At 67.1% G+C, this 22,670-nt stretch carries 18 protein-coding genes and 1 tRNA gene; 2 read left to right on the forward strand and 17 right to left on the reverse strand.

Features of this window, described 5'->3' with window-relative positions; translation table 11 throughout:
* The 4 genes from Q0Z66_RS00090 to polA form a co-directional block, all read right to left on the reverse strand.
* Window positions 1-1,347: an MFS transporter gene (locus Q0Z66_RS00090; protein ID WP_298036174.1), complete on the reverse strand. Its 1,347-nt coding sequence runs from the start codon at window positions 1,345-1,347 to the stop codon at window positions 1-3.
* 40 nt (window positions 1,348-1,387) lie between these two features.
* Window positions 1,388-2,422 (reverse strand): LLM class flavin-dependent oxidoreductase, encoded by a 1,035-nt coding sequence (locus tag Q0Z66_RS00095; protein ID WP_298036176.1) that lies wholly within the window; start codon window positions 2,420-2,422, stop codon window positions 1,388-1,390.
* 75 nt (window positions 2,423-2,497) lie between these two features.
* Window positions 2,498-4,171: a DUF885 domain-containing protein gene (locus Q0Z66_RS00100; RefSeq protein ID WP_298036179.1), complete on the reverse strand. Its 1,674-nt coding sequence runs from the start codon at window positions 4,169-4,171 to the stop codon at window positions 2,498-2,500.
* 42 nt (window positions 4,172-4,213) lie between these two features.
* Complete coding sequence (gene polA, locus Q0Z66_RS00105; RefSeq protein WP_298036182.1) at window positions 4,214-6,847, reverse strand: DNA polymerase I; 2,634 nt, start codon at window positions 6,845-6,847, stop codon at window positions 4,214-4,216.
* A gap of 63 nt (window positions 6,848-6,910) precedes the next feature.
* Here polA and Q0Z66_RS00110 point away from each other — a divergent pair, with 63 nt between their 5' ends.
* A complete protein-coding gene (locus Q0Z66_RS00110) occupies window positions 6,911-7,315 on the forward strand; it encodes a hotdog fold thioesterase (RefSeq protein ID WP_298036707.1) in 405 nt (134 codons plus the stop codon).
* Window positions 7,316-7,356: 41 nt separating this feature from the next.
* On the opposite strand, the gene Q0Z66_RS00115 is transcribed toward Q0Z66_RS00110, so the two are convergent.
* Window positions 7,357-7,977 (reverse strand): response regulator, encoded by a 621-nt coding sequence (locus Q0Z66_RS00115; RefSeq protein ID WP_298036184.1) that lies wholly within the window; start codon window positions 7,975-7,977, stop codon window positions 7,357-7,359.
* 102 nt (window positions 7,978-8,079) lie between these two features.
* Here Q0Z66_RS00115 and Q0Z66_RS00120 point away from each other — a divergent pair.
* Window positions 8,080-8,162, forward strand: a tRNA-Leu gene (locus Q0Z66_RS00120).
* Window positions 8,163-8,316: 154 nt separating this feature from the next.
* Here the strand turns inward: Q0Z66_RS00120 and pyk are convergent.
* The 12 genes from pyk to hisG all read right to left on the reverse strand — a co-directional run bounded on the left by pyk (window position 8,317) and on the right by hisG (window position 22,648).
* Window positions 8,317-9,765 carry a pyruvate kinase gene (gene pyk / locus Q0Z66_RS00125; protein WP_298036187.1) on the reverse strand — a complete coding sequence of 483 codons (1,449 nt, stop codon included), beginning with the start codon at window positions 9,763-9,765 and terminating at the stop codon, window positions 8,317-8,319.
* A 54-nt stretch (window positions 9,766-9,819) separates the two neighbouring features.
* Window positions 9,820-11,286, reverse strand: a complete 1,467-nt coding sequence (locus Q0Z66_RS00130) for a glutamate synthase subunit beta (RefSeq protein WP_298036189.1) — start codon at window positions 11,284-11,286, stop codon at window positions 9,820-9,822.
* On the reverse strand, window positions 11,279-15,850 hold the full coding sequence (gene gltB, locus Q0Z66_RS00135) for a glutamate synthase large subunit (protein ID WP_298036192.1): 4,572 nt from the start codon (window positions 15,848-15,850) through the stop codon (window positions 11,279-11,281). The genes Q0Z66_RS00130 and gltB overlap by 8 nt, the downstream gene beginning before the upstream one ends.
* A gap of 141 nt (window positions 15,851-15,991) precedes the next feature.
* The gene (gene lgt / locus Q0Z66_RS00140; protein WP_298036194.1) at window positions 15,992-16,966 is read right to left on the reverse strand and encodes a prolipoprotein diacylglyceryl transferase; all 975 of its coding nucleotides are present in this window, start codon (window positions 16,964-16,966) and stop codon (window positions 15,992-15,994) included.
* Between the two features lie 10 nt (window positions 16,967-16,976).
* Window positions 16,977-17,780 (reverse strand): tryptophan synthase subunit alpha, encoded by an 804-nt coding sequence (trpA, locus tag Q0Z66_RS00145; RefSeq protein WP_298036196.1) that lies wholly within the window; start codon window positions 17,778-17,780, stop codon window positions 16,977-16,979.
* The gene (gene trpB / locus Q0Z66_RS00150) at window positions 17,777-18,997 is read right to left on the reverse strand and encodes a tryptophan synthase subunit beta (protein WP_298036198.1); all 1,221 of its coding nucleotides are present in this window, start codon (window positions 18,995-18,997) and stop codon (window positions 17,777-17,779) included. Before trpB ends, trpA begins: the two co-directional genes overlap by 4 nt.
* Window positions 18,997-19,800, reverse strand: a complete 804-nt coding sequence (gene trpC, locus Q0Z66_RS00155) for an indole-3-glycerol phosphate synthase TrpC (RefSeq protein WP_298036201.1) — start codon at window positions 19,798-19,800, stop codon at window positions 18,997-18,999. The genes trpB and trpC overlap by 1 nt, the downstream gene beginning before the upstream one ends.
* Window positions 19,800-20,030 (reverse strand): HGxxPAAW family protein, encoded by a 231-nt coding sequence (locus Q0Z66_RS00160; protein WP_298036204.1) that lies wholly within the window; start codon window positions 20,028-20,030, stop codon window positions 19,800-19,802. The genes trpC and Q0Z66_RS00160 overlap by 1 nt, the downstream gene beginning before the upstream one ends.
* A gap of 47 nt (window positions 20,031-20,077) precedes the next feature.
* Complete coding sequence (locus tag Q0Z66_RS00165; protein WP_298036207.1) at window positions 20,078-20,668, reverse strand: Trp biosynthesis-associated membrane protein; 591 nt, start codon at window positions 20,666-20,668, stop codon at window positions 20,078-20,080.
* Complete coding sequence (gene hisI / locus Q0Z66_RS00170) at window positions 20,665-21,051, reverse strand: phosphoribosyl-AMP cyclohydrolase (RefSeq protein ID WP_298036209.1); 387 nt, start codon at window positions 21,049-21,051, stop codon at window positions 20,665-20,667. Before hisI ends, Q0Z66_RS00165 begins: the two co-directional genes overlap by 4 nt.
* Entirely contained in the window at window positions 21,048-21,809 is a 762-nt protein-coding gene (gene hisF, locus Q0Z66_RS00175) for an imidazole glycerol phosphate synthase subunit HisF (protein ID WP_298036211.1), read from the reverse strand. The genes hisI and hisF overlap by 4 nt, the downstream gene beginning before the upstream one ends.
* Window positions 21,809-22,648 (reverse strand): ATP phosphoribosyltransferase, encoded by an 840-nt coding sequence (gene hisG, locus Q0Z66_RS00180; RefSeq protein ID WP_298036214.1) that lies wholly within the window; start codon window positions 22,646-22,648, stop codon window positions 21,809-21,811. Before hisG ends, hisF begins: the two co-directional genes overlap by 1 nt.
* Window positions 22,649-22,670: the final 22 nt, after the last annotated feature.

Here is a 22,670-nt window from a genome sequence, read left to right on the forward strand (position 1 = left end):
TCATCGGTCGTCGAGAGCGAGGCCCCGACGGTCGACGAGACCCCAGGCTGCGATGGCCGCGATGACGAAGAACGCGCTGAACACGACGAACAGCAAGGATGCTCCGCCCTTGACGAGCAGAACGGGAACGGCGAGCGGCGCGATGATCGACGCGATGCGCCCGACTCCCGCGGCCCATCCCGAACCGGTGGCGCGCATCGAAGTGGGATAGATCTCGGGCGTGACGGCGTAGAGCGCACCCCAGGCTCCGAGGTTGAAGAACGACAGTGCCATCCCGGAGGCGATCACGGCCGTATCGCCGCTCGCTGTGCCGAAGGCGATCGCCGATGCGGCGGAGCCGATGAGGAAGACCGACAGCGTCAGTCGGCGTCCCCACACCTCGATCAGCCAGGCGGCGACGGCGTAACCGGGAAGCTGCGCGAGGGTGATGATGAGGGTGAACCCGAAGGAGCGGACCAGGTCGTAACCGGCGTCGACGAGGATGCTGGGGATCCAGATGAAGGCGCCGTAGTAGGAGAAGTTCACGCAGAACCACACGAGCCAGATGCACAGCGTGCGCGTGCGGAACTCCCGGCCCCACAGGCGAGACAGGCGCGATCCGGTGGGCGCGGCGATCGGTTCATCAGCGACAGCGATCGCTTCTGCTGCGGGGGCGATGGTTCCGGCCGAGGCCTCGAACTGCTCGACGATGCGCTCCGCCTCCGCGGTGCGTCCGCGCGAGGCGAGCCAGCGCGGCGACTCCGGCAGGCCCCAGCGCACGATCAACGCGTAGACGGCGGGTATCGCACCGATCGCGAAGGCCCAGCGCCAGCCTGAATCGGATGCCGGCACGATGAAGTATCCGATCAGGGCCGCGGCCGTCCAGCCCACGGCCCAGAACGCCTCGAGGAAGACGATCAACCGGCCGCGGATGCGCGCCGGGGCGAATTCGCTCACATAGGTCGAGGCGACCGGAAGCTCGGCGCCGAGGCCGAGACCCACGAGGAAGCGGAGCACCAGCAGCATGGCGAGCCCGCCGACGAGAGCGCTCGCTCCGGTGGCGATGCCGTAGACGAGCAGGGTGAGGGCGAAGATCTGCCGCCGCCCGAAGCGGTCGGCGAGAAGCCCACCCAGGCTCGCGCCCAGCGCCATGCCGATGAAACCGACCGACGCGATCCAACCGCTCTCCGTCTTCGTCAGGTCCCATTGGACCGTGAGCGCGGCGAGGATGAACGAGATGAGGCCGACATCCATCGCATCCAGCGCCCAGCCCAGGCCGGAACCGGCGAGGAGCCGTCCGTGACGACGGGTGAACGGCAGGCCGTCCAGGCGTGTGGAGAGCGAGGCGCCCGGAGTCTTATCGGTCATACGTTCATCGTAGAGCCGTCCCTCCGGGCGCCGAACGCTCTCAATCGTCGGCGGCGAGGATCTCGCGCACCCGCGGGATGACCTCGGTGCCGTACAGCTCGATGCTCTGCATCATCTGCTCGTGGCCGAGAGTTCCTGTGGAGTACTTCAGATCGAAGCGACCGAGTCCGAGAGTGCGGATCGTTGCGGCGATCTTCTGCGCCACCCGCTCGGGCGACCCGGAATAGATCGCGCCGGCCGGCCCCACATCGTTCTGGAAGCGGGCACGGCTGTAGGCGGGCCAGCCGCGCTCCGCGCCGATCGTGTTGTTCATGGCCTCGAACCCGGCGTATGCCGCGTCCCAGGCTTCTTCGTCCGTGCGCGCGATGTGACCCGGAGAATGAACGGCGATCGGAAGCACCGGTGTGCCCATGGCCGCCGTCGAGCGGTGGTAGAGATCGACGAACTGACGGAAACGCTCCGCCGGGCCGCCGATGATCGCGAGCATGAGGCCCAGCCCGTGCCGCGCGACGCGCAGAACCGATTCGGGGCTTCCGCCGACACCGACCCAGGTGCGCAGGCCGTTCTCCGTCTTCGGGAACACATCCGCGTTCTCGAGGGGCGGACGCATGGTGCCCGACCACGTGACCGGCTTCTCCTCGAGCAGCTGGACGAACAGCTCGAGCTTCTGTTCGAACAGCGCCTCGTAGTCGCGCAGGTCGTATCCGAACAGCGGGAACGACTCGATGAACGATCCACGGCCGAGCACGACCTCCGCGCGGCCGTGGGAGAGAGCATCCAGCGTCGCGAAGCGTTCGAAGACCCGCACGGGATCGTCGGAGGAGAGCACCGTGACGGCGGTGCCCAGGCGGATACGCTCGGTGCGAGAGGCGATCGCGGCCAGCACCATCTCGGGCGCGGAGACGGCGAAGTCGGGGCGGTGGTGCTCCCCCACCCCGAAGAAGTCGATGCCGAAGCGATCGGCGAGCGCCGCCTGATCGACCACGTTCCGAATCGTCTGCGCGGCGGTCAGCAGCTCGCCGTCCGCGCCCCGCGTGATGTCGCCGAAGGTGTCCAGCCCGAACTCGATGGTCATGTCAGCCCTTTCGTATGTGACTGAATGAACCGCAGCGGGGTGCGCGGCATTCCCGCGCACCCCGCCGGGCGATTCTCAGCGCAGCAGCGCGGTGCGCAGAGTGTCGAGCCCGACACCACCCATGTCGAGGGCGCGCTTGTGGAACTGCTTCACGTCGTAGGCATCGCCCTGCTGGGCGCGGTAGTCATCGCGAACCTGTTCCCAGATCCGCTGGCCGACCTTGTATGACGGCGCCTGGCCGGGCCAACCGAGGTACCGGTTCACCTCGAACTGCACGAACTCATCCGACATGTTCACGTTCTGACGCATGAAGTCGAGCGCGTAGTCGGCGTCCCAGATGCCCTGGCCGTCGAGGCGCTCCTTGCCGAGGTGCACGCTGATGTCGAGCACGACGCGTGCTGCGCGCATGCGCTGTCCGTCGAGCATGCCCAGGCGATCGGCCGGGTCATCGAGGTATCCCAGCTGCTGCATGAGGCGCTCGGCATACAGCGCCCAGCCCTCGGCGTGGCCCGAGGTGCCGGCGAGCAGACGACGCCAGGAGTTCAGCTCCGCCCGGTTGTACACCGCTTGCGCGATCTGCAGGTGGTGCCCCGGAACGCCCTCGTGGTACACCGTGGTGAGCTCACGCCACGTGTCGAACTCGGTGACGCCCTCGGGAACCGACCACCACATGCGGCCGGGACGGGAGAAGTCATCCGTCGGGCCCGTGTAGTAGATGCCGCCCTCCTGCGTGGGGGCGATCATGCACTCGAGGCTGCGGATCTCCTCCGGGATTTCGAAGTGCGTGGCGCCGAGCTCGGCGATCGCACGGTCGCTCGTCTCCTGCATCCACCGCTGCAACTCATCGGTGCCGTAGAGCTTGTGAGCGGGGTCGGCCTCCAGATGCGCCACGGCCTCTTCGACGGTCGCCCCGGGCAGGATCTCATTCGCGATTGCGGTCTGCTCGGCGACCATGCGTGCGAGCTCTTCGCGACCCCACTCGTACGTCTCATCGAGGTCGATGACGGCGCCGAGGAAACGGCGCGAGTGCAGGGCGTAGAGGTCGCGTCCGACGGCGTCGATATCGGATGCCGCGGGGGCGAGCTCCTCGCTGAGGAAGGTGCGCAGCTCCTCGTAGGCCGCGCGGGCCGCATCGGAACCCTGCGTCAGATCCTTCGCGAGCGACGCCGGCATCTCGCCGTCGGCGAGAGCGGCCGAGCCCGTGAACTCGGCGAAGAAACCATCGGCGGCCGTGTAGCGCGCGATCTGCGCAGCGACCTCGGTCACCTGGCGCCGCGCGGGGACGACGCCCCGGGCGATGCCCTCCTGAAGGGTCTGCGTGTAGCCGCGCAGCGTCTCCGGCACAGCCGACAGCCGCTTCGCAATCGTCTCCCAATCGCCCGCGGTCGCCGTCGGCATGAGGTCGTAGACCTGACGGATGTCCTGCGCCGCGGATGCGATGACGTTGATGTCTCGCAGATGCCACTGCGCGTCATGGAACTCGAGTTCGAGATCCAGCTCGCTCAGCAGATCGGTCTTCGTGACCTCATCGATGGCATCAGTCGGCGTCAACGCGGCAAGGGCCACGCGGGTCTTGCGCACCTCGGCCGCATAATCGTCGTGGCCGGCCGGGCTGAGATCGCCATAGCGGTCATCGGCCTCGTCGCGGCCGATATAGGTGCCCAACGTCGGGTTGAGGATGGAGAGGGTGTCGACCCACTCCTCGGCGACGGCATCGATGGGGGTAGGGGTGCGCGGGGTCAGCGTCATGCTTCTCAGCGTAGCGCCGCCCCGCGCGCGGAGTCGGGCAGGTCAGTGCGCGGCTTCGTCCCAGTTCGCTCCCCAGCCGACGCTGACGTCCAGCGGAACCGTCAGGGATGCGGCATCCGCCATTCGGGTGCGCACGATCTCCTCGACGACATCGCGTTCGCCCGGGGCGACCTCGACCACGAGTTCGTCATGGATCTGCAGCAGCACGCGCGAGCGCAGCTCCTTCTCGCGCAGTTCGGAGTGCACGTGGAACAGGGCGAGCTTCATGATGTCGGCCGCACTCCCCTGGATCGGAGCATTCAGCGCCGCGCGCTCGGCGTTCTCGCGCAGCACCCGGTTCGGGCTCGTGAGGTCGGGGAACGGGCGGCGTCGACCGAAGATCGTTTCGGTATATCCGTCTTCCTTCGCCTGCATGACCGAGGCGCGCAGGTAATCGCGCACCGCGCCGAAGCGGTTGAAGTACTCGAGCATGAGCTTCTTCGCCTCGGACTGCTCGATGCGCAGCTGCTTCGCGAGGCCGAAGGCGCTGAGACCGTAGACCAGGCCATACGACATCGCCTTGACCTTCGTGCGCATCGCGGGCGTCACTTCGGCCGGTTCGACGCCGAAGACCCGGGCGCCGACGAAGCGGTGGAGGTCTTCACCGGTGTTGAACGCCTCGATGAGGCCTTCATCGCCCGACAGGTGCGCCATGATGCGCATCTCGATCTGCGAGTAGTCCGCGGTCAGGAGCGTCTCGTACCCCTCGCCCACATGGAAAGCGCTGCGGATGCGGCGCGATTCCTCCGTGCGAACAGGAATGTTCTGCAAATTCGGATCGGTGCTCGACAAGCGACCCGTCTGGCTGCCGGTCTGCACGTACGTGGTGCGGATGCGCCCGTCGTCCTTGATCGCCGTGTCGAGCGACTCGATGATCTGACGCAGCTTCGTCGCCTCGCGATGCTGGCCGAGCAGCTCGAGGAACGGGTGCGGCGACTTCTCCTGCAGATCGGCGAGGGAAGCAGCATCCGTGGAATAGCCGGTCTTCGTCTTGCGGGTCTTCGGCAGCTGCAGGTCTTCGAAGAGGACTTCCTGGAGCTGCTTGGGAGAGCCCATGTTGAACTCACGGCCGATCGTCGCGAACGACTCCTGGGCGATCGCCTCGGCACGGCCGGCGAGTTCGGCGGAGAACGTCGAGAGAACCTCGTGCGAGACGGCGACGCCCGCGATCTCCATATCGGCCAGGGCGAGCACGCTGGGCAGCTCGATGTCCGTGAGCACGGTTGCCACCGGAGCGGGCAGGTCACCGCGCAGCGCTGCGGCGGCGCGCAGCGTGAACCACGCCTCCTGCGCGGGGGTCGCACCGTCGGTCTCGGGAACGAGCTGCGACGGGTCGGCGACCGGCATCTTCTCGCCCAGATAGCGATCGACCAGGTGCGAGAGCGTCTTGTCGGGGAAGCTCGGCCGCATGAGCCAGCCCGCGAGCAGAGTGTCGTACGAGAGTCCGCCGAGACGGACGCCGGCACGGAGAAGTGCCTTCACCTGCGGCTTGGCATCGTTGAGCACCTTCGGTGCATCGGACTCGAGCCAGGTGCGCAGAGCATCGGCAGCGGCATCCGTCCAGTCCGACTCGCGGAGCTCGGTCGGACTGGCGAATCCGATACGTGTGCCGAGACCGCCGGCGGTGGCGAGCGTCACCGCGACTTCATCCTTTTGGGAGTCGAGCCACGTGACGAGATCGGTGACCGTCGCATCGACCGCGGACGGCATCTCCACGGCAGGCTCTTCCGCCGCGGGATCCTCCCCGGCGCCCACCGCGTCGAAGACGCGGGGCAACAGCGTGCGGAACTCCAGGCGGGCGAAGATATCGCGCACAGCCCGCGCATCGATCGGCGCGACCGCGAGGTCAGCGGGCGCGAGCGGCAGCTCGACATCCGTGAGCAGACGGTTCAGGCGGCGGTTGCGACGGACGTCCTCGAGGTGCTCGCGCAGATTGCCTCCGACGACGCCCTTGATCTCTTCGGCGCGCTCGAGGAGCTCGTCGAGGGTGCCGAACTGGGTCAGCCACTTGACGGCAGTCTTCTCCCCCACCTTCGGCACACCGGGCAGGTTGTCGCTCGTCTCACCCACGAGAGCTGCGATGTCGGGGTACTGCTCAGGCCGCACACCGTAGCGCTCCTGCACCGTGGCGGGGTCGTAGCGCTTCAGCTGCGAAACCCCCTGCACCGACGGGTAGAGCAGGGTCACCTCGTCGTTCACGAGCTGGATCGTGTCGCGATCGCCCGAGACGACGAGCACGTCATAACCGAGCTCCGATCCCTGCTTGGAGAGGGTGGCGAGGATGTCGTCGGCCTCGAAGCCCTCCTTCGTCAGCACCGGGATCGACATCGCTCCGAGCACCTCCTGCAGCAGCGGCACCTGCCCGCGGAACTCCTCGGGCGATGCCGAGCGGGTGGCCTTGTACTCGGGGTACTCATCCGTGCGGAACGAGTGCCGGGAGGTATCGAAGGCGATCGCCAGGTGCGTCGGCTTCTCAGCCTTGATGAGGTTCACCAGCATCGACAGGAACCCGTAGATGGCGTTCGTGTGCTGGTTGTCCTTGGTCGTGAAATTCTCGACCGGGAGCGCGAAGAAGGCGCGGTAGGCGAGCGAATGGCCGTCGACGACCATGAGGGTAGGCTTTGCGGAGTCCGTCACTCCCCCAGCCTAACGAGGACGGCAGACAACCGCTGAGGAGGATCCGTGAGCACGAGTGACGAGATGACCGGTCTGGAGTGGGTTCTCCACCGCGGCATCGGGGCCCTGGCAGAGAAGATGGGCATGCAGTTCACCGAATTCACGGTGGAGCGCGCCGTCGCCACGATGCCCGTCGAGGGCAACACCCAGCCGGTCGGTCTTCTCCACGGCGGCGCCTACGTCGTGCTCGGCGAATCGCTCGGTTCGATGGCCGCAAACCTGCACGCCGGTCCCGGGCGCCTCGCGGTCGGCGTCGACATCAACGCCACGCACACGCGATCGGCGACATCGGGAATCGTCACCGGCGTCTGCACGCCCGTTCATCTCGGCCGCAGCGTGACGGTCCACGAGATCGCTGTGACCGACGATCAGGGGCGACGCTGCTCGACGATCCGGATCACGAACATGATCAAGGACCGTCCGGCCTGAGAAAAAAGAAGTCGGAGCCGGTGAACCGGCTCCGACTCGAATCACGCCTTCTTGGGTGCGAGCTGCTCGATGATCGCCTTGGCGACATCCTGCATCGTCAGACGACGATCCATGGATGCCTTCTGGATCCAGCGGAAAGCCTCGGGCTCGCTCAGGCCCATCTTCTCGTTGAGCAGGCCCTTGGCCCGGTCGACGAGCTTGCGGGTCTCGAAGCGCTCGACCATGTCGGCGACCTCGGCCTCGAGCGTGATGATCTGCTCGTGGCGGGCCAGCGCGATCTCGATCGCAGGAAGAAGGTCGTTGGGCGTGAAGGGCTTCACGACGTAGGCCAGAGCGCCGGCCTCGCTCGCACGCTCGACGAGCTCCTTCTGGCTGAAGGCGGTCAGCAGCACGACAGGAGCGATGTTCGCCTTGTGCAGGCGCTCCGCGGCGCTGATGCCGTCGAGCTGCGGCATCTTCACGTCCATGATGACGAGGTCGGGGCGCAGTTCGGTGGCCAGAGCAACGGCGGTCTCGCCATCGCCCGCCTCACCGACGACATCGAAGCCGTTGTCGCGGAGGATCTCGACGATGTCGAGTCGGATCAGCGATTCGTCTTCGGCGACGACGACGCGTCGAGGGGCGGATGCCGTGGGCTGCTCAGACAATTCTTGCTCGGTCACAGCATCCATTCTAGGGGACGCACCCTGGGAGTCGCCGCACCCGGGCGGGTGTTGGCGGGAACGGGGCCCGCTCTGCGCTAAAGTCGATACGGCGATATTCCAGCCGGCGTGGCGGAATGGTAGACGCGGAGCACTCAAAATGCTTTGTCCGAAAGGACGTGTGGGTTCGAGTCCCACCGCCGGCACATAAAAACAGTGAAACCCACCGGATGGCGATCATCCGGTGGGTTTCGCTGTTTCAGCCCAAAGCTCAGTCCCTGAGAGAACAGTTCATTCCTGTTCCGCGCACGACGAGGGGGACGGAGCAGTTCGCTCCGTCCCCCTCGTCTGCAACAGGTGTCAGAGACCTGCCTTGTAGATCGGTGCGGCTCCGTTGACAGCATCCCCGACCTTGTGGACGCGGATGTCGTTCGTGGAACCAACGATTCCGGGAGGGGAACCGGAGATCACGACGACCTTGTCCCCCTCGACGGCCAGACCGTTCTTCAGCAGGTAGTCATCCACCTGCAGGAACATCAGGTCGGTGTGCTCGACCGGCTCGACCAGGGTCGAGCGCATGCCCCACGAGAGAGCCATGCGACGGCGGATGCCGGGCTCCGGCGTGAACGCGAGCATCGGGATGCGCGAGCGCAGACGCGACAGACGACGTGCCGAGTCTCCCGACTGCGTGAACACGCAGAGGAACTTCGCCTCGACGAAGTCGGCGACCTCGAGGGCCGCGAGCGTGATCGCCCCGCCCTGGGTGCGCGGCTTCGTGGTCAGCGGCGCGATGCGCTCCAGGCCGTGCTCCTCGGTCGACTCGATGATGCGAGCCATCGTCTCGACGACGACCACGGGGTACTCGCCCACGCTCGTCTCGCCCGAGAGCATGACCGCGTCGGCACCGTCGAGGACGGCGTTGGCGACATCGGAGGTCTCGGCGCGGGTCGGAACCGGGCTGGAGATCATCGACTCGAGCATCTGCGTGGCGACGATGACCGGCTTCGCGTTGCGACGAGCCAGCTCGACGGCGCGCTTCTGGACGATCGGCACGGCCTCGAGCGGAAGCTCGACGCCCAGGTCGCCGCGGGCGACCATGATGCCGTCGAAGGCCGCGACGATCTCTTCGAGCGCGTCGACGGCCTGCGGCTTCTCGATCTTGGCGATGACGGGGACCTTGACGCCTTCTTCCGCCATGATCTCGTGCACGCGGGTGACGTCTTCGGCGTTACGCACGAACGACAGCGCGATGACGTCGGCGCCGATGCGCAGACCCCAGCGGAGGTCGGCCTCGTCCTTCTCGCTCAGAGCGGGCACGTTCACGGCAACGCCGGGCAGGTTGATGCCCTTGTTGTTCGAGACAGCGCCGGCGACGATGACCTTGGTGGTCACCACCACGCCGTCGGTGGAGACGACCTCGACGCGGACCTTGCCATCGTCGATCAGCAGGAAGTCTCCGGGCTTGACGTCCTGGGGCAGGCCCTTGAACGTCGTGCCGCAGATCTCGCGGTTGCCGATGATGTCTTCTGTGGTGATCTTGAAGATGTCACCGGCGGCGAGCTCGTAGGGGCCGCCCTCGAACTTGCCGAGACGGATCTTCGGGCCCTGCAGGTCGACGAGAACGGCGACCGCCTTGCCCGCGTCATCCGCCGCACGACGAACATTCGCGTAGTTGGCGTCATGGACGGAGTAGTCGCCGTGGCTGAGGTTCAGCCGGGCGACGTCCACACCTGCTTCGATGATGGCTCGGACGTTCTCATAACTCGAGGTTGCCGGCCCCAGGGTGGCGACGATTTTCGCGCGTCTCAACTAATTCTCCAGAGTGAGAGAGGGAACAAAACTGGCGACAGTGCCGAGCCCAGCCTACGCGGACGACAGGCCCAGCGCGACATCGGAAGGCGTAACAGGCGCCGGCAGCACCGTCTCCCCCATGAGGAAACGGTCGACGTTCGCGGCAGCCGCGCGGCCTTCGGCGATGGCCCAGACGATCAACGACTGGCCGCGACCCGCATCGCCGGCGACGAAGACGCCGGATTCGCTGGTCTGATAGGCGCTATCGCGTTGGAAGGCGCCGCGATCGGTCAGGGCAGGGCGGAGAGCATCCGTGAATCTGACCTGCTCCGGCCCGGTGAATCCCATGGCGATCAGAACGATGTCGGCCGGGATCTCCCGTTCCGAGCCCGCTTTCGGCACGCGGCGTCCCTCGAAGTACTCGGTCTCGGCGACGCGCAGGGCGCGCACCTGTCCGTCATCGTTCGAGAGGAACTCGACAGTCGATGCCAGGAACATGCGCTCGCCGCCTTCCTCGTGCGCGGACTGCACTTCGAAGACGGTCGGCATCATCGGCCAGGGCTGGTGGTCCGGACGCGTCTCGGACGGCTGCTTGCCGATCGCGAGGTTCGTGACGCTGAGCGCGCCCTGACGGTGCGCGGTTCCGATGCAGTCGGCGCCGGTATCGCCGCCGCCGATGACGACGACGTGCTTGCCCGCCGCGGTGATCTGGTCGGGCACCGTATCTCCGGCGACGACGAGGTTCGACTCGACGAGATACTCCATCGCGAAATGGACGCCCTTGAGGTCGCGGCCCGGGATCGGCAGATCTCGCGGAACCGTTGCACCGGTCGCGATCACGACGGCGTCGTAACGGGCGCGCAGATCCTCCCAGCTGATGTCGCGGCCGATCTCGACACCGGCACGGAATCGGGTGCCCTCCTCCTGCATCTGACGCAGGCGCGCGTCGATGTGCGACTTCTCCATTTTGAAGTCCGGGATGCCGTAGCGCAGCAGTCCGCCGATGCGGTCGTCGCGTTCGAACACCGCGACCGTGTGACCGGCGCGGGTCAGCTGCTGGGCTGCGGCGAGACCGGCCGGTCCCGACCCGACCACGGCGACCGTCTTGCCGGTGAGGCGCTCGGGTGGTTGGGGGCGAACCCACCCGTTCTCGAAGGCCTCATCGATGATCGAGACCTCGACCTGCTTGATCGTCACCGCGGGCTGGTTGATCCCCAGCACGCAGGCGCTCTCGCAGGGCGCCGGGCACAGGCGTCCCGTGAACTCCGGGAAGTTGTTGGTCGCGTGCAGACGCTCGATGGCACTGCGATCCTCGCCGCGCCAGGTCAGATCGTTCCATTCCGGGATGAGGTTGCCCAGCGGGCAGGCAGCATGGCAGAACGGAACACCGCAGTCCATGCAGCGGCTCGCCTGGCGACGCAGCACGGTCTTGTCGCCGGGCTCGTAGACCTCTTTCCAGTCCATGATGCGCACGGGGACGGGACGGCGAGCGGGCAGCTCGCGATTCGTCACAGTCAGAAAACCCTTGGGATCAGCCACCGGTCACCTCCAGGATCCGGTTCCAGAGGACGTCGCCGTCGGGGTCGATCCCGGACTGCTCGGCCTCCAGTCTCATGCTCTGCACGGCCGCGTAGTCACGCGGCAGCACCTTCACGAACTCGTTCGCGGTGTTGTCGAAATCGGCGAGCATCTCGCTCGCCCGGGGGGATCCGGTGCGCTCTGCGTGCTCGACGAGCAGTCCGCGCAGCACCTCGAGGTCTGCGCGGTCCAGCGCCTCCAGCCGCAGTTCTCCGCTGTCGCGGGACTGCTGGTTGACCTTGTCGCTCGACAGCGCGTGCACATAGGCGACGCCGCCGGACATTCCGGCTCCGAGGTTGCGTCCGGTCGCGCCGATGATCACGGCGAGTCCTCCGGTCATGTATTCCAGAGCGTGGTCGCCCACACCCTCCACGACGGCGGTCGCACCGGAGTTGCGAACGAGGAATCGCTCGCCCACGACGCCCGAGACATATATCGAGCCCGAGGTGGCGCCGTAGCCGATCACGTTTCCGGCGATGACGTTCTCATGCGGGGCGATGTGCGACTCGCGTGCGGGACGCACGACGATGTCGCCGCCGGAGAGGCCCTTGCCGACGTAGTCGTTGGCATCTCCCTCCAGACGCAGCAGAATGCCGGGCGGTAGGAACGCGCCGAGCGATTGCCCCGCGGTGCCCCGCAGCGTGATGTCGATCGTCTCCGGAGCGAGGCCCTCGGCACCGAAGCACGCGGTGACCTCGTGGCCGAGCATGGTCCCGACGGCGCGCTCCGTGTTGCGGATCGGCAGGTCGATGATGGTCGGATTGCCGTTGTCGAGGGAATCGCGCGCCATCTCGATCAGCTGCACATCGAAGTGCTCATCGAGCTCGTGGTCCTGGTCGCGACCGTGACGGCGCGGTTCGGATGCCGGGAACTCGGGCCCTTCGAGGATCGGCGACAGGTCGAGGCCCGCCGACTTCCAGTGCGCGATCGCCGCATCCGTCTCGAGGAGATCCGCACGACCGACGATCTCGTCCACGGAGCGGAAGCCGAGCTCGGCGAGCAGCTCCCGCACCTCCTCGGCGATGAACTCCATGAAGTTCACGACGAACTCCGGCTTGCCGGTGAAGCGCTCCCGAAGCACCGGGTTCTGCGTCGCGACGCCCACCGGGCAGGTGTCGAGATGGCAGACGCGCATCATGATGCATCCGCTCACCACGAGCGGAGCCGTGGCGAAACCGAATTCTTCCGCACCGAGCAGCGCTCCGATGATGACATCGCGCCCGGTCTTCAGCTGGCCGTCCACCTGCACCACGACACGGTCGCGCATGCTGTTGAGCATCAGCGTCTGCTGGGTCTCGGCGAGGCCCAGCTCCCACGGGGTTCCGGCGTGCTTGAGCGAGTTCATCGGACTGGCGCCGGTTCCACCATCGTGCCCGGAGACGAGGATGACGTCGCTGAGCGCCTTGGCGACACCCGCCGAGACCGCGCCGATTCCCGACTGGCTGACGAGCTTCGTGTGGATGCGCGCCTTCGGGTTCGCCCGCTTCAGATCGAAGATGAGCTGTTTGAGGTCTTCGATCGAATAGATGTCGTGGTGCGGCGGCGGGGAGATGAGGCCCACACCCGCCGTCGCGTGACGCGTGCGCGCCACCCACGGGTAGACCTTGCCCGGGGGCAGCTGGCCGCCCTCGCCGGGCTTGGCGCCCTGCGCGAGCTTGATCTGGATGTCATCCGCCTCGGTGAGGTAAAGGCTGGTGACGCCGAAGCGTCCCGAAGCGACCTGCTTGATGGCGCTCCGGCGCTCCGGGTCCAGAAGACGGTCGACGTCCTCTCCGCCCTCGCCGGTGTTCGACTTGCCGCCGATCCGGTTCATCGCGATCGCGAGCGTCTCGTGCGCTTCGCGGGAGATCGAGCCGTAGCTCATCGCTCCGGTCGAGAACCGCTTCACGATGGCGCTGACCGGCTCGACCTCATCGAGCGGCACGGCCGGGCGCTCCCCCGTCTTCAGGCGGAACATGCCGCGCAGCGTCTTCAACTCGGCCGCCTGATCGTCGACGAGTCTCGTGTACTCGCGGAAGATGTCGTATCGCCGGTTACGGGTCGAATGCTGCAGGCGGAACACCGTCTCGGGGCTGAACAGGTGCGGTGAGCCGTCCCGCCGCCACTGGTATTCCCCGCCGGTCCACAGCCGCTCATGGGCGCGGGCCGCAGCATCCTCGGGGTAAGCGTGATCGTGACGGGCCTGATTCTCGGCGAAGACGTCATCGAGTCCGATGCCGCCGAGCTTCGTCTCGGTGCCGGTGAAGTACGCGTCGACGAGCTCCTGGCTGAGGCCCACGGCCTCGAAGACCTGCGCTCCCGCATAGGACGAGACGGTCGAGATGCCCATCTTCGACATGATCTTCAGCACGCCCTTGCCGAGGGCGTAGATGAGATTGCGCACGGCCTTCTCCGGGCTGATGCCCGTGATGAATCCGGTGCGCACGAGGTGCTCGACCGATTCCATGGCGAGGTACGGGTTCACGGCGGATGCGCCGTAACCGATCAACGTCGCGACATGGTGGACCTCGCGGACATCGCCTGCTTCCACGATCAGTCCGACCTTCATGCGGTTCTCGCGGCGGATCAGATGGTGGTGGACGGCCGAGACCATGAGCAGCGACGGGATCGGGACGAGATCCTTGTTCGAGTCGCGGTCCGACAGGATGATGAACTCGGCGCCGTCGGCGATCGCCGCATCGACCTCGGCGCACATCTCGTCGAGGCGCTCCTGCATCGTGTGGCTGCCCGCGTCGAAGTGGTACAGGCCGCTGATCGTCGCGGACTTCCGGCCCGGCAGGGCCCTGTCGATGTGCCGGATCTTCGCGAGCTCGTCGTTGTCGATGACCGGGAAGTCCAGCGTGACCAGGCGGGCGTGATCGGGGCCCCACGTGAGCAGGTTGCCCTGTGGTCCCAGCCCCAGACGCAGGCTCGTCACGACCTCTTCGCGAATCGAGTCCAGCGGCGGGTTCGTGACCTGCGCGAATTGCTGGGTGAAGTAGTCGAAGATCAGGCGCGGCCGCTCGCTGAGCACGGCGATCGGGGTATCAGATCCCATCGCGCCGAGCGGCTCGACGCCGTTCTGCCCCATCGGAGTCAGCAGCAGGCGCACCTCTTCCTCGGTGTAGCCGAAGGTGCGCTGACGGCGGGTGATGGATGCCGGCGGATGCACGATGTGCTCGCGCTCGGGCAGATCCGCCAGGCGTACGGCTCCGGCGTCGAGCCACTCCTGCCACGGGTGCAGTGAGGCGAGGTCGCTCTTGATCTCCTCGTCCTCGACGATGCGGCCCGAGGCCGTGTCGACGAGGAACATCTTGCCCGGCTGCAGGCGTCCGCGGCGCTTGATGCGTTCCGGTTCGAACTCGAGCACACCGGTCTCGGAACCGATCACGACGAGTCCGTCGGTCGTCTCGGTCCAGCGCCCGGGGCGCAGACCATTGCGGTCGAGGGTTGCGCCGACGACCGTGCCATCGGTGAAGATGAGGGCGGCCGGGCCGTCCCAGGGCTCCATCTGCGCGGCGTGGTACTCGTAGAAGGCGCGCAGGTCCGGTGCGATGTCGGCCTGCTTCTCATAGGCCTCCGGCACCATCATCATGACGGCGTGCGGCAGGCTGCGGCCGGTGAGCGTGAGCAGCTCGAGGACCTCGTCGAAGGAAGCGGAGTCGCTCGCGCCGGGCGTGCAGATCGGCAGGAGTGGCTGCACATCGCCGAGCAGCTCGGACTCGAGCTGCGACTGGCGCGCGCGCATCCAGTTGCGGTTGCCGCCCACCGTGTTGATCTCGCCGTTGTGGGCGAGCATGCGCAGCGGCTGCGCGAGCGGCCAGGACGGGAATGTGTTGGTCGAGTAGCGAGAGTGCACGACTGCGAGTTCCGAGGCGAAGCGCTCATCCTGCAGGTCGGGGTAGAACGGCTCGAGCTGGAGCGTCGTCACCATGCCCTTGTAGCCGAGCGTGCGGCTGGAGAGGGAGACGAAATAGGCGCCGAGTTCGTGGCCGGCGCGTTTGCGCAGCCGGTAGGCGATGCGGTCGAGAGCGATTCCGGACGGACGGATGGGCTCGACCGCGGGAGCAGCGATGAAGAGCTGCTCGAACGCGGGGCGGGCCTCATCGGCTAGCTTGCCGAGATGCTGGTTCGCCGTGGGAACCGTGCGCCATCCGAGGACCTCCAGGCCCTCTTCGCGGGCGATCTTCTCGATCCCCGCCTTCTGAGCGCGGCGCTCCCCCGCCTGCAGCGGGAGAAAGGCGAGCCCGGCGGCGTATTCGCCGGCATCGGGCAGTTCGAAGTCCGTGACTTCACGCAAGAATGCGTCTGGCATCTGGGTGAGGATGCCTGCACCATCTCCGGTGCCGGCGTCAGAGCCGATGGCACCTCGGTGCTCGAGGTTGCGCAGCGCTTCAAGCGCCAGCGCGATGATGTTGTGTCCTGCGGTTCCCCGCAGAGTCGTGACCATGGCCAGGCCACAGGCATCCTTTTCGAATGCCGGGTCGTACAGGCCCTGCTTCGGGGGGTAAGCGCCGGAGGCGCCATAGGGAGGCTGGAAGTACATCGATACCGTCCTCAGGTACTCAATGCGACACTGGGGACGTCGTCGGCCCGCTCGTTCATCTACAGGGGGGTTAACGCACTCGGCGAGGACGACTCGAAAGAGTTGTCCTCGCCCGCGAGATCCAGGCTTGTGGCAGTGGATTCAGTCGGTCGCGTTGACGGGAGGCTCACTCACGTCGACGAACTCGTCGAGGGCGTTCTGCGATTGTACACCCGCGTCAGCATCCGGCCGCGTGCGCCCGTTGACGTACGCCGACGGCTCCGCGCCGGTGTGGCGGCGGCTCTGGACGGTGAGGATGATGATGCCGAGCAGCACACCGATGATTGCGGTCCATACGTTGCTGCGCAGACCCAGGATGATCTCGCTCGGGTCGATGCGGATCGACTCCCACACGATGCGGCCGGCGCCGTACCAGATCAGGTAGATCGCGAGCTGCTTGCCCCACTGCAACTGCAGACGGCGCCCGATCCACAGGATGAAGAACACGCCGAGCAGATTCCAGATGACCTCGTAGAGGAACGTCGGGTGGAAGAGCGTTCCTTCAGCGAGTCCGGGAGGGAAAGCCGAGTTGTCGGAGGAGATCTCCAGGCCCCAGGGCAGGTCCGTCGGCTGGCCGAAGAGCTCGTGGTTGAACCAGTTGCCGAAGCGCCCCATCGCCTGGGCGAGGAGGAGGCCCGGCGCGAGGGCATCGGCGAAGGTCCAGAACCGGATGCCCGTCCACTTGCAGCCGAGCCAGACGCCGACAGCACCGCCGATGAGCGCGCCGAAGATCGCGATGCCGCCCTCCCAGATGGCCCAGACCGATCCGTACTCGAAGGGGTTCCACGTGTTCTTGCCCTCGCCGAAGTAGAACGACGGGTGCGTGAGGACATGGTAGGCGCGCGCGCCCACGAAGGCGAGCAGCACCGTCGGGATCGCGATGTCGACCACGACCCACGGCTCCGCACCACGCTGTGTGAGGCGGCGGTTCGTCAGGAGACCGGCGACGATGATTCCCGCGATGATGCACAGCGCGTAGATGTGGATCTGCAGGGGCCCGATGTGGAAGGACTGGATATCCGGGCTCGGGATGCTGGTGAGCACGCCGCTGAGGGCCGTGGGAAGCGCGAGGGACATGAGTGCGATTCTAGTTCTCGTGTGAGGTCGGAGCCGACGGGGTGCCCGCGGCGAGGGATCGGGTGACATCGGCGAGGGCCGGCAGTCCGCCGTCGCGCAGCGCGCGGACGAGGGCCGTTCCGACGATCGCCCCATCGGCGTAGTCGACGACGCCCGCGATCTGATCGGCGGTCGAGATGCCGATTCCGACGCAGGCGCGGTCGGCGCCGCGCTCCCGCAGACGGGTGACGAGGGTGCGTGCGGCCTTGTCGAGCTCGGTCCGCTCCCCCGTGATGCCCATGGTCGATACGGTGTAGATGAATCCGGTGGACGCCGCGATGATGCGGTCGAGGCGCTCGTCGCTGGAGGTGGGGGCCGCGAGGAAGATACGATCGAGCCCCGTCCGCTCGCTCGCGGCGATCCACTCCTCCGCGGACTCGGGCGTGATGTCAGGGGTGATGAGCCCCGCACCGCCGGCCGCGAGCAGGTCATCGGCGAAGCGGTCGACGCCGTACTGCACGACGGGGTTCCAGTAGGTCATCACGACGACCGGTACATCGGTCGCTTCGGTGATCGCGCGCACGGCCGTGAACAGGTCGCGCATCTTGAAGCCGGCGGCCAGCGCCGCCTGGGTCGCCTCCTGGATGACCAGTCCGTCCATCACCGGATCGCTGTAGGGCGGACCCAGCTCGATGATGTCGGCGCCGTTCTCGGCGAGCGTGATCGCTGCCTGGATGCTCGTCTGAAGGTCGGGGAATCCAACCGGCAGGTAGCCGATGAGGGCGCCGCGACCAGCGTCCTCGGCCTTCTTGATGGCGGCTTCGACGCGGCTCATCGCGCGCCCTCCTCGTCTGCGTCGGCATCGTACAGGTCGAAGTAGCGCGCGGCTGTGTCCATGTCCTTGTCTCCGCGGCCGGACAGGCACACGGCGATCACGGCATCCGGTCCCATCTCGTTGCCCAGGCGGAGCGCACCGGCCAGCGCGTGCGCCGACTCGATCGCCGGGATGATGCCCTCGGTGCGGCTGAGCAGGCGCAGCGCCTGCATGGCCTCGTCGTCGGTCGCGGGGATGTACTCCGCGCGGCCGATGTCGGCGAGCCAGGAGTGCTCGGGGCCGACGCCCGGATAGTCGAGACCCGCCGAGATCGAGTGCGACTCGATCGTCTGCCCGTCGTCGTCCTGCAGAAGATAGGTGCGGGCGCCGTGCAGCACTCCCGGGCGACCGCGTTCGATCGATGCGGCGTGCCGCTCGGTGTCGACGCCATCACCGGCCGCCTCGACGCCGTAGAGCTTCACGTCCGCATCATCGAGGAACGCGTCGAACATGCCGATCGCGTTGGAACCGCCGCCGACGCAGGCCACGACGGCATCGGGCAGGCGTCCTACCTCGTCGAGAAGCTGCTGGCGCGCCTCTTCGCTGATGATCTTCTGGAAGTCGCGGACCATCGCCGGGAACGGGTGAGGACCCGCGGCCGTTCCGAAGATGTAGTTGGTCGTCTCGACCGTGGCCACCCAGTCGCGGTAGGCATCGTTGATCGCGTCTTTCAGCGTGCGCGAGCCGGTCGTCACGGGGACGACCTCCGCACCCAGGAGACGCATGCGGGCGACGTTGAGCGCCTGCCGCTCGGTATCGACCTCACCCATGTAGATCGTGCAATCCAGACCGAACAGGGCTGCCGCCGTCGCGGTCGCGACCCCGTGCTGGCCGGCGCCCGTTTCGGCGATGACCCGTGTCTTGCCCAGGCGCTTGGTCAGCAGCGCCTGCCCGAGCACGTTGTTGATCTTGTGGCTGCCGGTGTGGTTGAGATCTTCGCGCTTGAGGAAGATCCGTGCTCCCCCGGCGTTTTCGGCGAAGCGGGCGGCCTCGGTCAGTGCCGAGGGGCGGCCCGCGTAGGAGCTGAGCAATGACGCGAGCTCGGCGCGGAACTCCGGGTCGGCGATCGCGTCGTGATAGGCGTCGGTCAGCTCGTCGATCGCCGCGATGAGCGACTCGGGCATGTAGCGTCCGCCGAATTCTCCGAAGAACGGTCCGGGCTGCTCGCGCAGGCTCATCAACGAGCTCCTTCACGGTCGGCGGCGTCTCCTGCCGCGAGGAAGCTCTGCAGCGTCGAGACCGGGTCGCCGGTAACGAGGGCTTCGCCGATCAGCACGACATCGGCACCGGCCGAGCGGTAGCGCGCGACGTCCTCGGGCGCGAGCACCGCCGACTCGGCGATCTTGACCGCATCCGCGGGGATGCGGTCGGCCAACGTGCTGAAGAGGTTCTTATCGAGTTCGAGGGTCTTGAGGTTGCGGGCGTTGACGCCGATGAGGTGCGCTCCGAGGTCGATCGCGACCTCGAGCTCCTCAGCGGAATGCGTCTCGACGAGCGGCATCATGCCCAGCTCCAGGATGAGCGCATGCAGCTCGTGGAGCACCGGGATCTCGAGTCCGGCCACGATCAACAGTGCGAGGTCGGCGCCTGCGGCGCGAGCCTCGAACACCTGATAGGGCGTCGCGATGAAATCCTTGCGGAGCACGGGCAGCGAGACCGTGGAGGTCACGGCTTCGAGATCGGCCAGGCTCCCGCCGAATCGGCGCTCCTCGGTCAGCACGCTGATCGCAGAGGCGCCGCCCGTCTCATAGAGGGATGCCTGGTGAGCCGGGTCGGGGATCTCGGCGAGGGCACCGCGCGAAGGACTTGCGCGCTTGACCTCGGCGATGATCTTGACCCGGTCCGCCGGAGCCAGCGCCGCACGCGCGTCGCGAGCAGCGGGGCGAGCCAGAGCGGCCCGTTCGACCTCGGCGAGGGGACGCGTGAGCGCGCGGCGCTCGGCGTCCTCGACTGCGCCGGCCGTCAGGTCGGCGAGGACCATTAGTGGCCCTTCGGCGAGTACTTGGGTCCGTTGACGCCGTAGCCGGCCTTGGCCATGATCCAGCCGATGATCAGGCCCACGGCCATGACGCCCACGGAAGCCCAGACGAGGGTCGGCATGCCTGCGCAGAAGAAGACGGTTCCTGCGGTGAAGCCGAGGAGCATGATCACGACAGCGGTCCATGCCGCAGGCGAGTGTCCGTGGCCGGGGTCAGCGATCGGGTTGGTCATGTTCTCCTCCGGAGCGGTCGTGGGGTGTTGTGTTCAGTCTATCCGGGTCACCGAGTGGGGTCGGTTCCTCGGGTCAGGTCGTCCCAGGAGTCGACGGCGTCGACCGGGCCGGTGGTGGTCGCGGGGGGCGCGGCATCCGTGCGGAATCGGCGTCCTCCCCGCTTCCAGTGCGCCCCCGTGATGAGAGCGAACAACGCGGCGATGATGAGCACGATCCAGCCGGCGAGAGCGATCATCGGCCACGCGGATGCGGTGATCTCGGCGATCATCATCTCGAGGGCCGTGGTTCCGGCGAGCCCCGTGGTCTCGGTGACGACGGAGGCCACCGCGCTCAACGGGACGTCAATGAGTAACTGGACCGTCCACACGCCCAGGAGTCCGCCGGTTGCCAGGGCGAGGGCCGCGAAGATCAAACGGAGCACGGTCCCCACGAGCGACATCGCGGCGCCGAGCGCGAGGACGGCGAGGCTCAGCGGCGCCAGGAGTACGATCGCATCCGCTCCGGGCACGAGGATCGCCTCGCCCGCGTCTGCACGGACAACGGTCAGCCAGGTCTGGGTGGAGGAGATGATCCCGATGCCGCCGGCGAGGAGGAACCCCGCGACGGTGATGCTGCGTGCGCGTCGAAGGATGCTCACGCCCCGTCGCCGGCCTTCGTCTCAGCGGGTGCCAGAGCGTCCACCGCATGCAGATCCTCGGTGTCGAAGCAGGAACGGGTCCCCGTGTGGCACGCGGCACCGGTCTGTTCGACGAGGAGGAGGATCGCGTCGCCATCGCAGTCGAGGCGCGCTTCGCGGACCTGCTGGATGTGGCCGGATGTGTCGCCCTTGCGCCAGTACTCCGAGCGGGAGCGCGACCAGTATGTGACTCGACCGCTGGTGAGGGTTCGGCGCAGCGCCTCGGCGTCGAGCCACGCGAGCATCAGCACCTCGTGGGTATCCCACTGCTGAACGATGGCGGGAACGAGCCCCACGTCGTTGAAGGCGACGCGGGCGATGCGGGCCTCGATATCATCGGTCATCGAACCAGCACTCCTTCGGCGCGCATCGCATCCTTGACGTCGCTGATGCTGAGCAGCCCCGAGTGGAAGACACTGGCCGCTAGCACAGCATCCGCACCCGCGTGGATGGCCGGTGCGAAGTGGGACGCCGCGCCGGCACCGCCGGAGGCGATGACGGGAACCGAGGAGACCTCGCGCATCAGGCCGACGAGCTCAAGGTCGAAGCCGTCACGGGTGCCATCCGCATCGATCGAGTTGACGAGCAGCTCACCGGCGCCGCGCTCGATCGCCTCGCGCGCCCAGACGAGCGCATCGAGAGTCGTCTCCGTCCGACCGCCGTGGGTCGTGACGACGAAACCGGAAGACGTGCCAGGAGCGCGCTTGACGTCGAGCGAGAGGACGAGCACCTGAGCACCGAAGCGATCCGCGATCTCGCCGATCAGATCGGGACGGGCGATCGCTGCCGAGTTCACGCCGATCTTGTCGGCGCCGACTCCCTGGAGCCGGGCGACGTCCTCGACGCTGCGAATGCCGCCGCCGACCGTCAGAGGCACGAAGACCTGTTCGGCTGTGCGCTGGACGACGTCGTACGTCGTGGCGCGCTCATCGACCGTGGCGGTCACATCGAGGAAAGTGATCTCATCGGCTCCCTGAGCGGCGTAATGCGCGGCGAGCTCGACCGGATCGCCCATATCGCGCAGGTTCTCGAAGTTCACACCCTTGACGACGCGGCCTGCGGCCACATCGAGGCACGGGATGACGCGACTCGTGACGGCCATTACAGGCGCGCGGCTTCGATCGCGGTGACCAGGAGCGCACGTGCGCCCAGGGCGTAGAGGTCGTCCATCACCTTGTTGATGCCCTTGCGGGGCAGCATCACACGGACGGCGACCCACTCCGGGTCCTGCAGCGGGGAGATGGTCGGCGACTCGCGTCCGGAGGCGATCGCCGCCGCCGCCTCGATCTTCGCCGCGGGCAGGTCGTAATCGAGCAGCACGTACTGACGGGCGACGATCACGCCCCGCAGACGGCGCAGCAGCTTCTCGGTGCCCTCGGCATCACCCGGGCGGCTGATGAGGACCGCTTCGGACTCGATGATGACGGGACCGAAGATCTCCAGGCCCGCCTGACGAAGCGTCGTGCCGGTCTCGACGACGTCGGCGATCGCATCGGCGACGCCCAGCTGGACGGCCGATTCCACGGCGCCATCCAGAGGCACGAGAGTCGCCTCGATGCCGTGCTCGCGCAGGAACGCATCGACGAGCCCCGGGTAGGCGGAGGCCACACGCAGCCCCGAGAGGTCATCCAGCGATGAGAACTTGCCGACAGGGCCGGCGAACCGGAACGTCGAACGGGCGAAACCGAGAGCCTGGATCTCGCGAGCCGGCTGAGGCACGTCGCGCAGCAGGTCGCGTCCCGTGATGCCGACATCCAGAGCACCGGAGGCGACGTAGGTGGCGATGTCACGAGGACGGAGGAAGAAGAACTCGACATCGTTCTGAGCGTCGATGACGTGGAGCGTCTTGGAATCGCGGCGACCGGTGTAACCGGCCTCCGCGAGCATCTCAGCGGCGGTCTCGGCGAGCGAGCCCTTGTTGGGAACAGCAATGCGCAGCATGGGGAACCTTCAGATCAGAGAG

The sequence above is a fragment of the uncultured Microbacterium sp. genome (assembly GCF_947632095.1).
Lineage (GTDB): Bacteria > Actinomycetota > Actinomycetes > Actinomycetales > Microbacteriaceae > Microbacterium.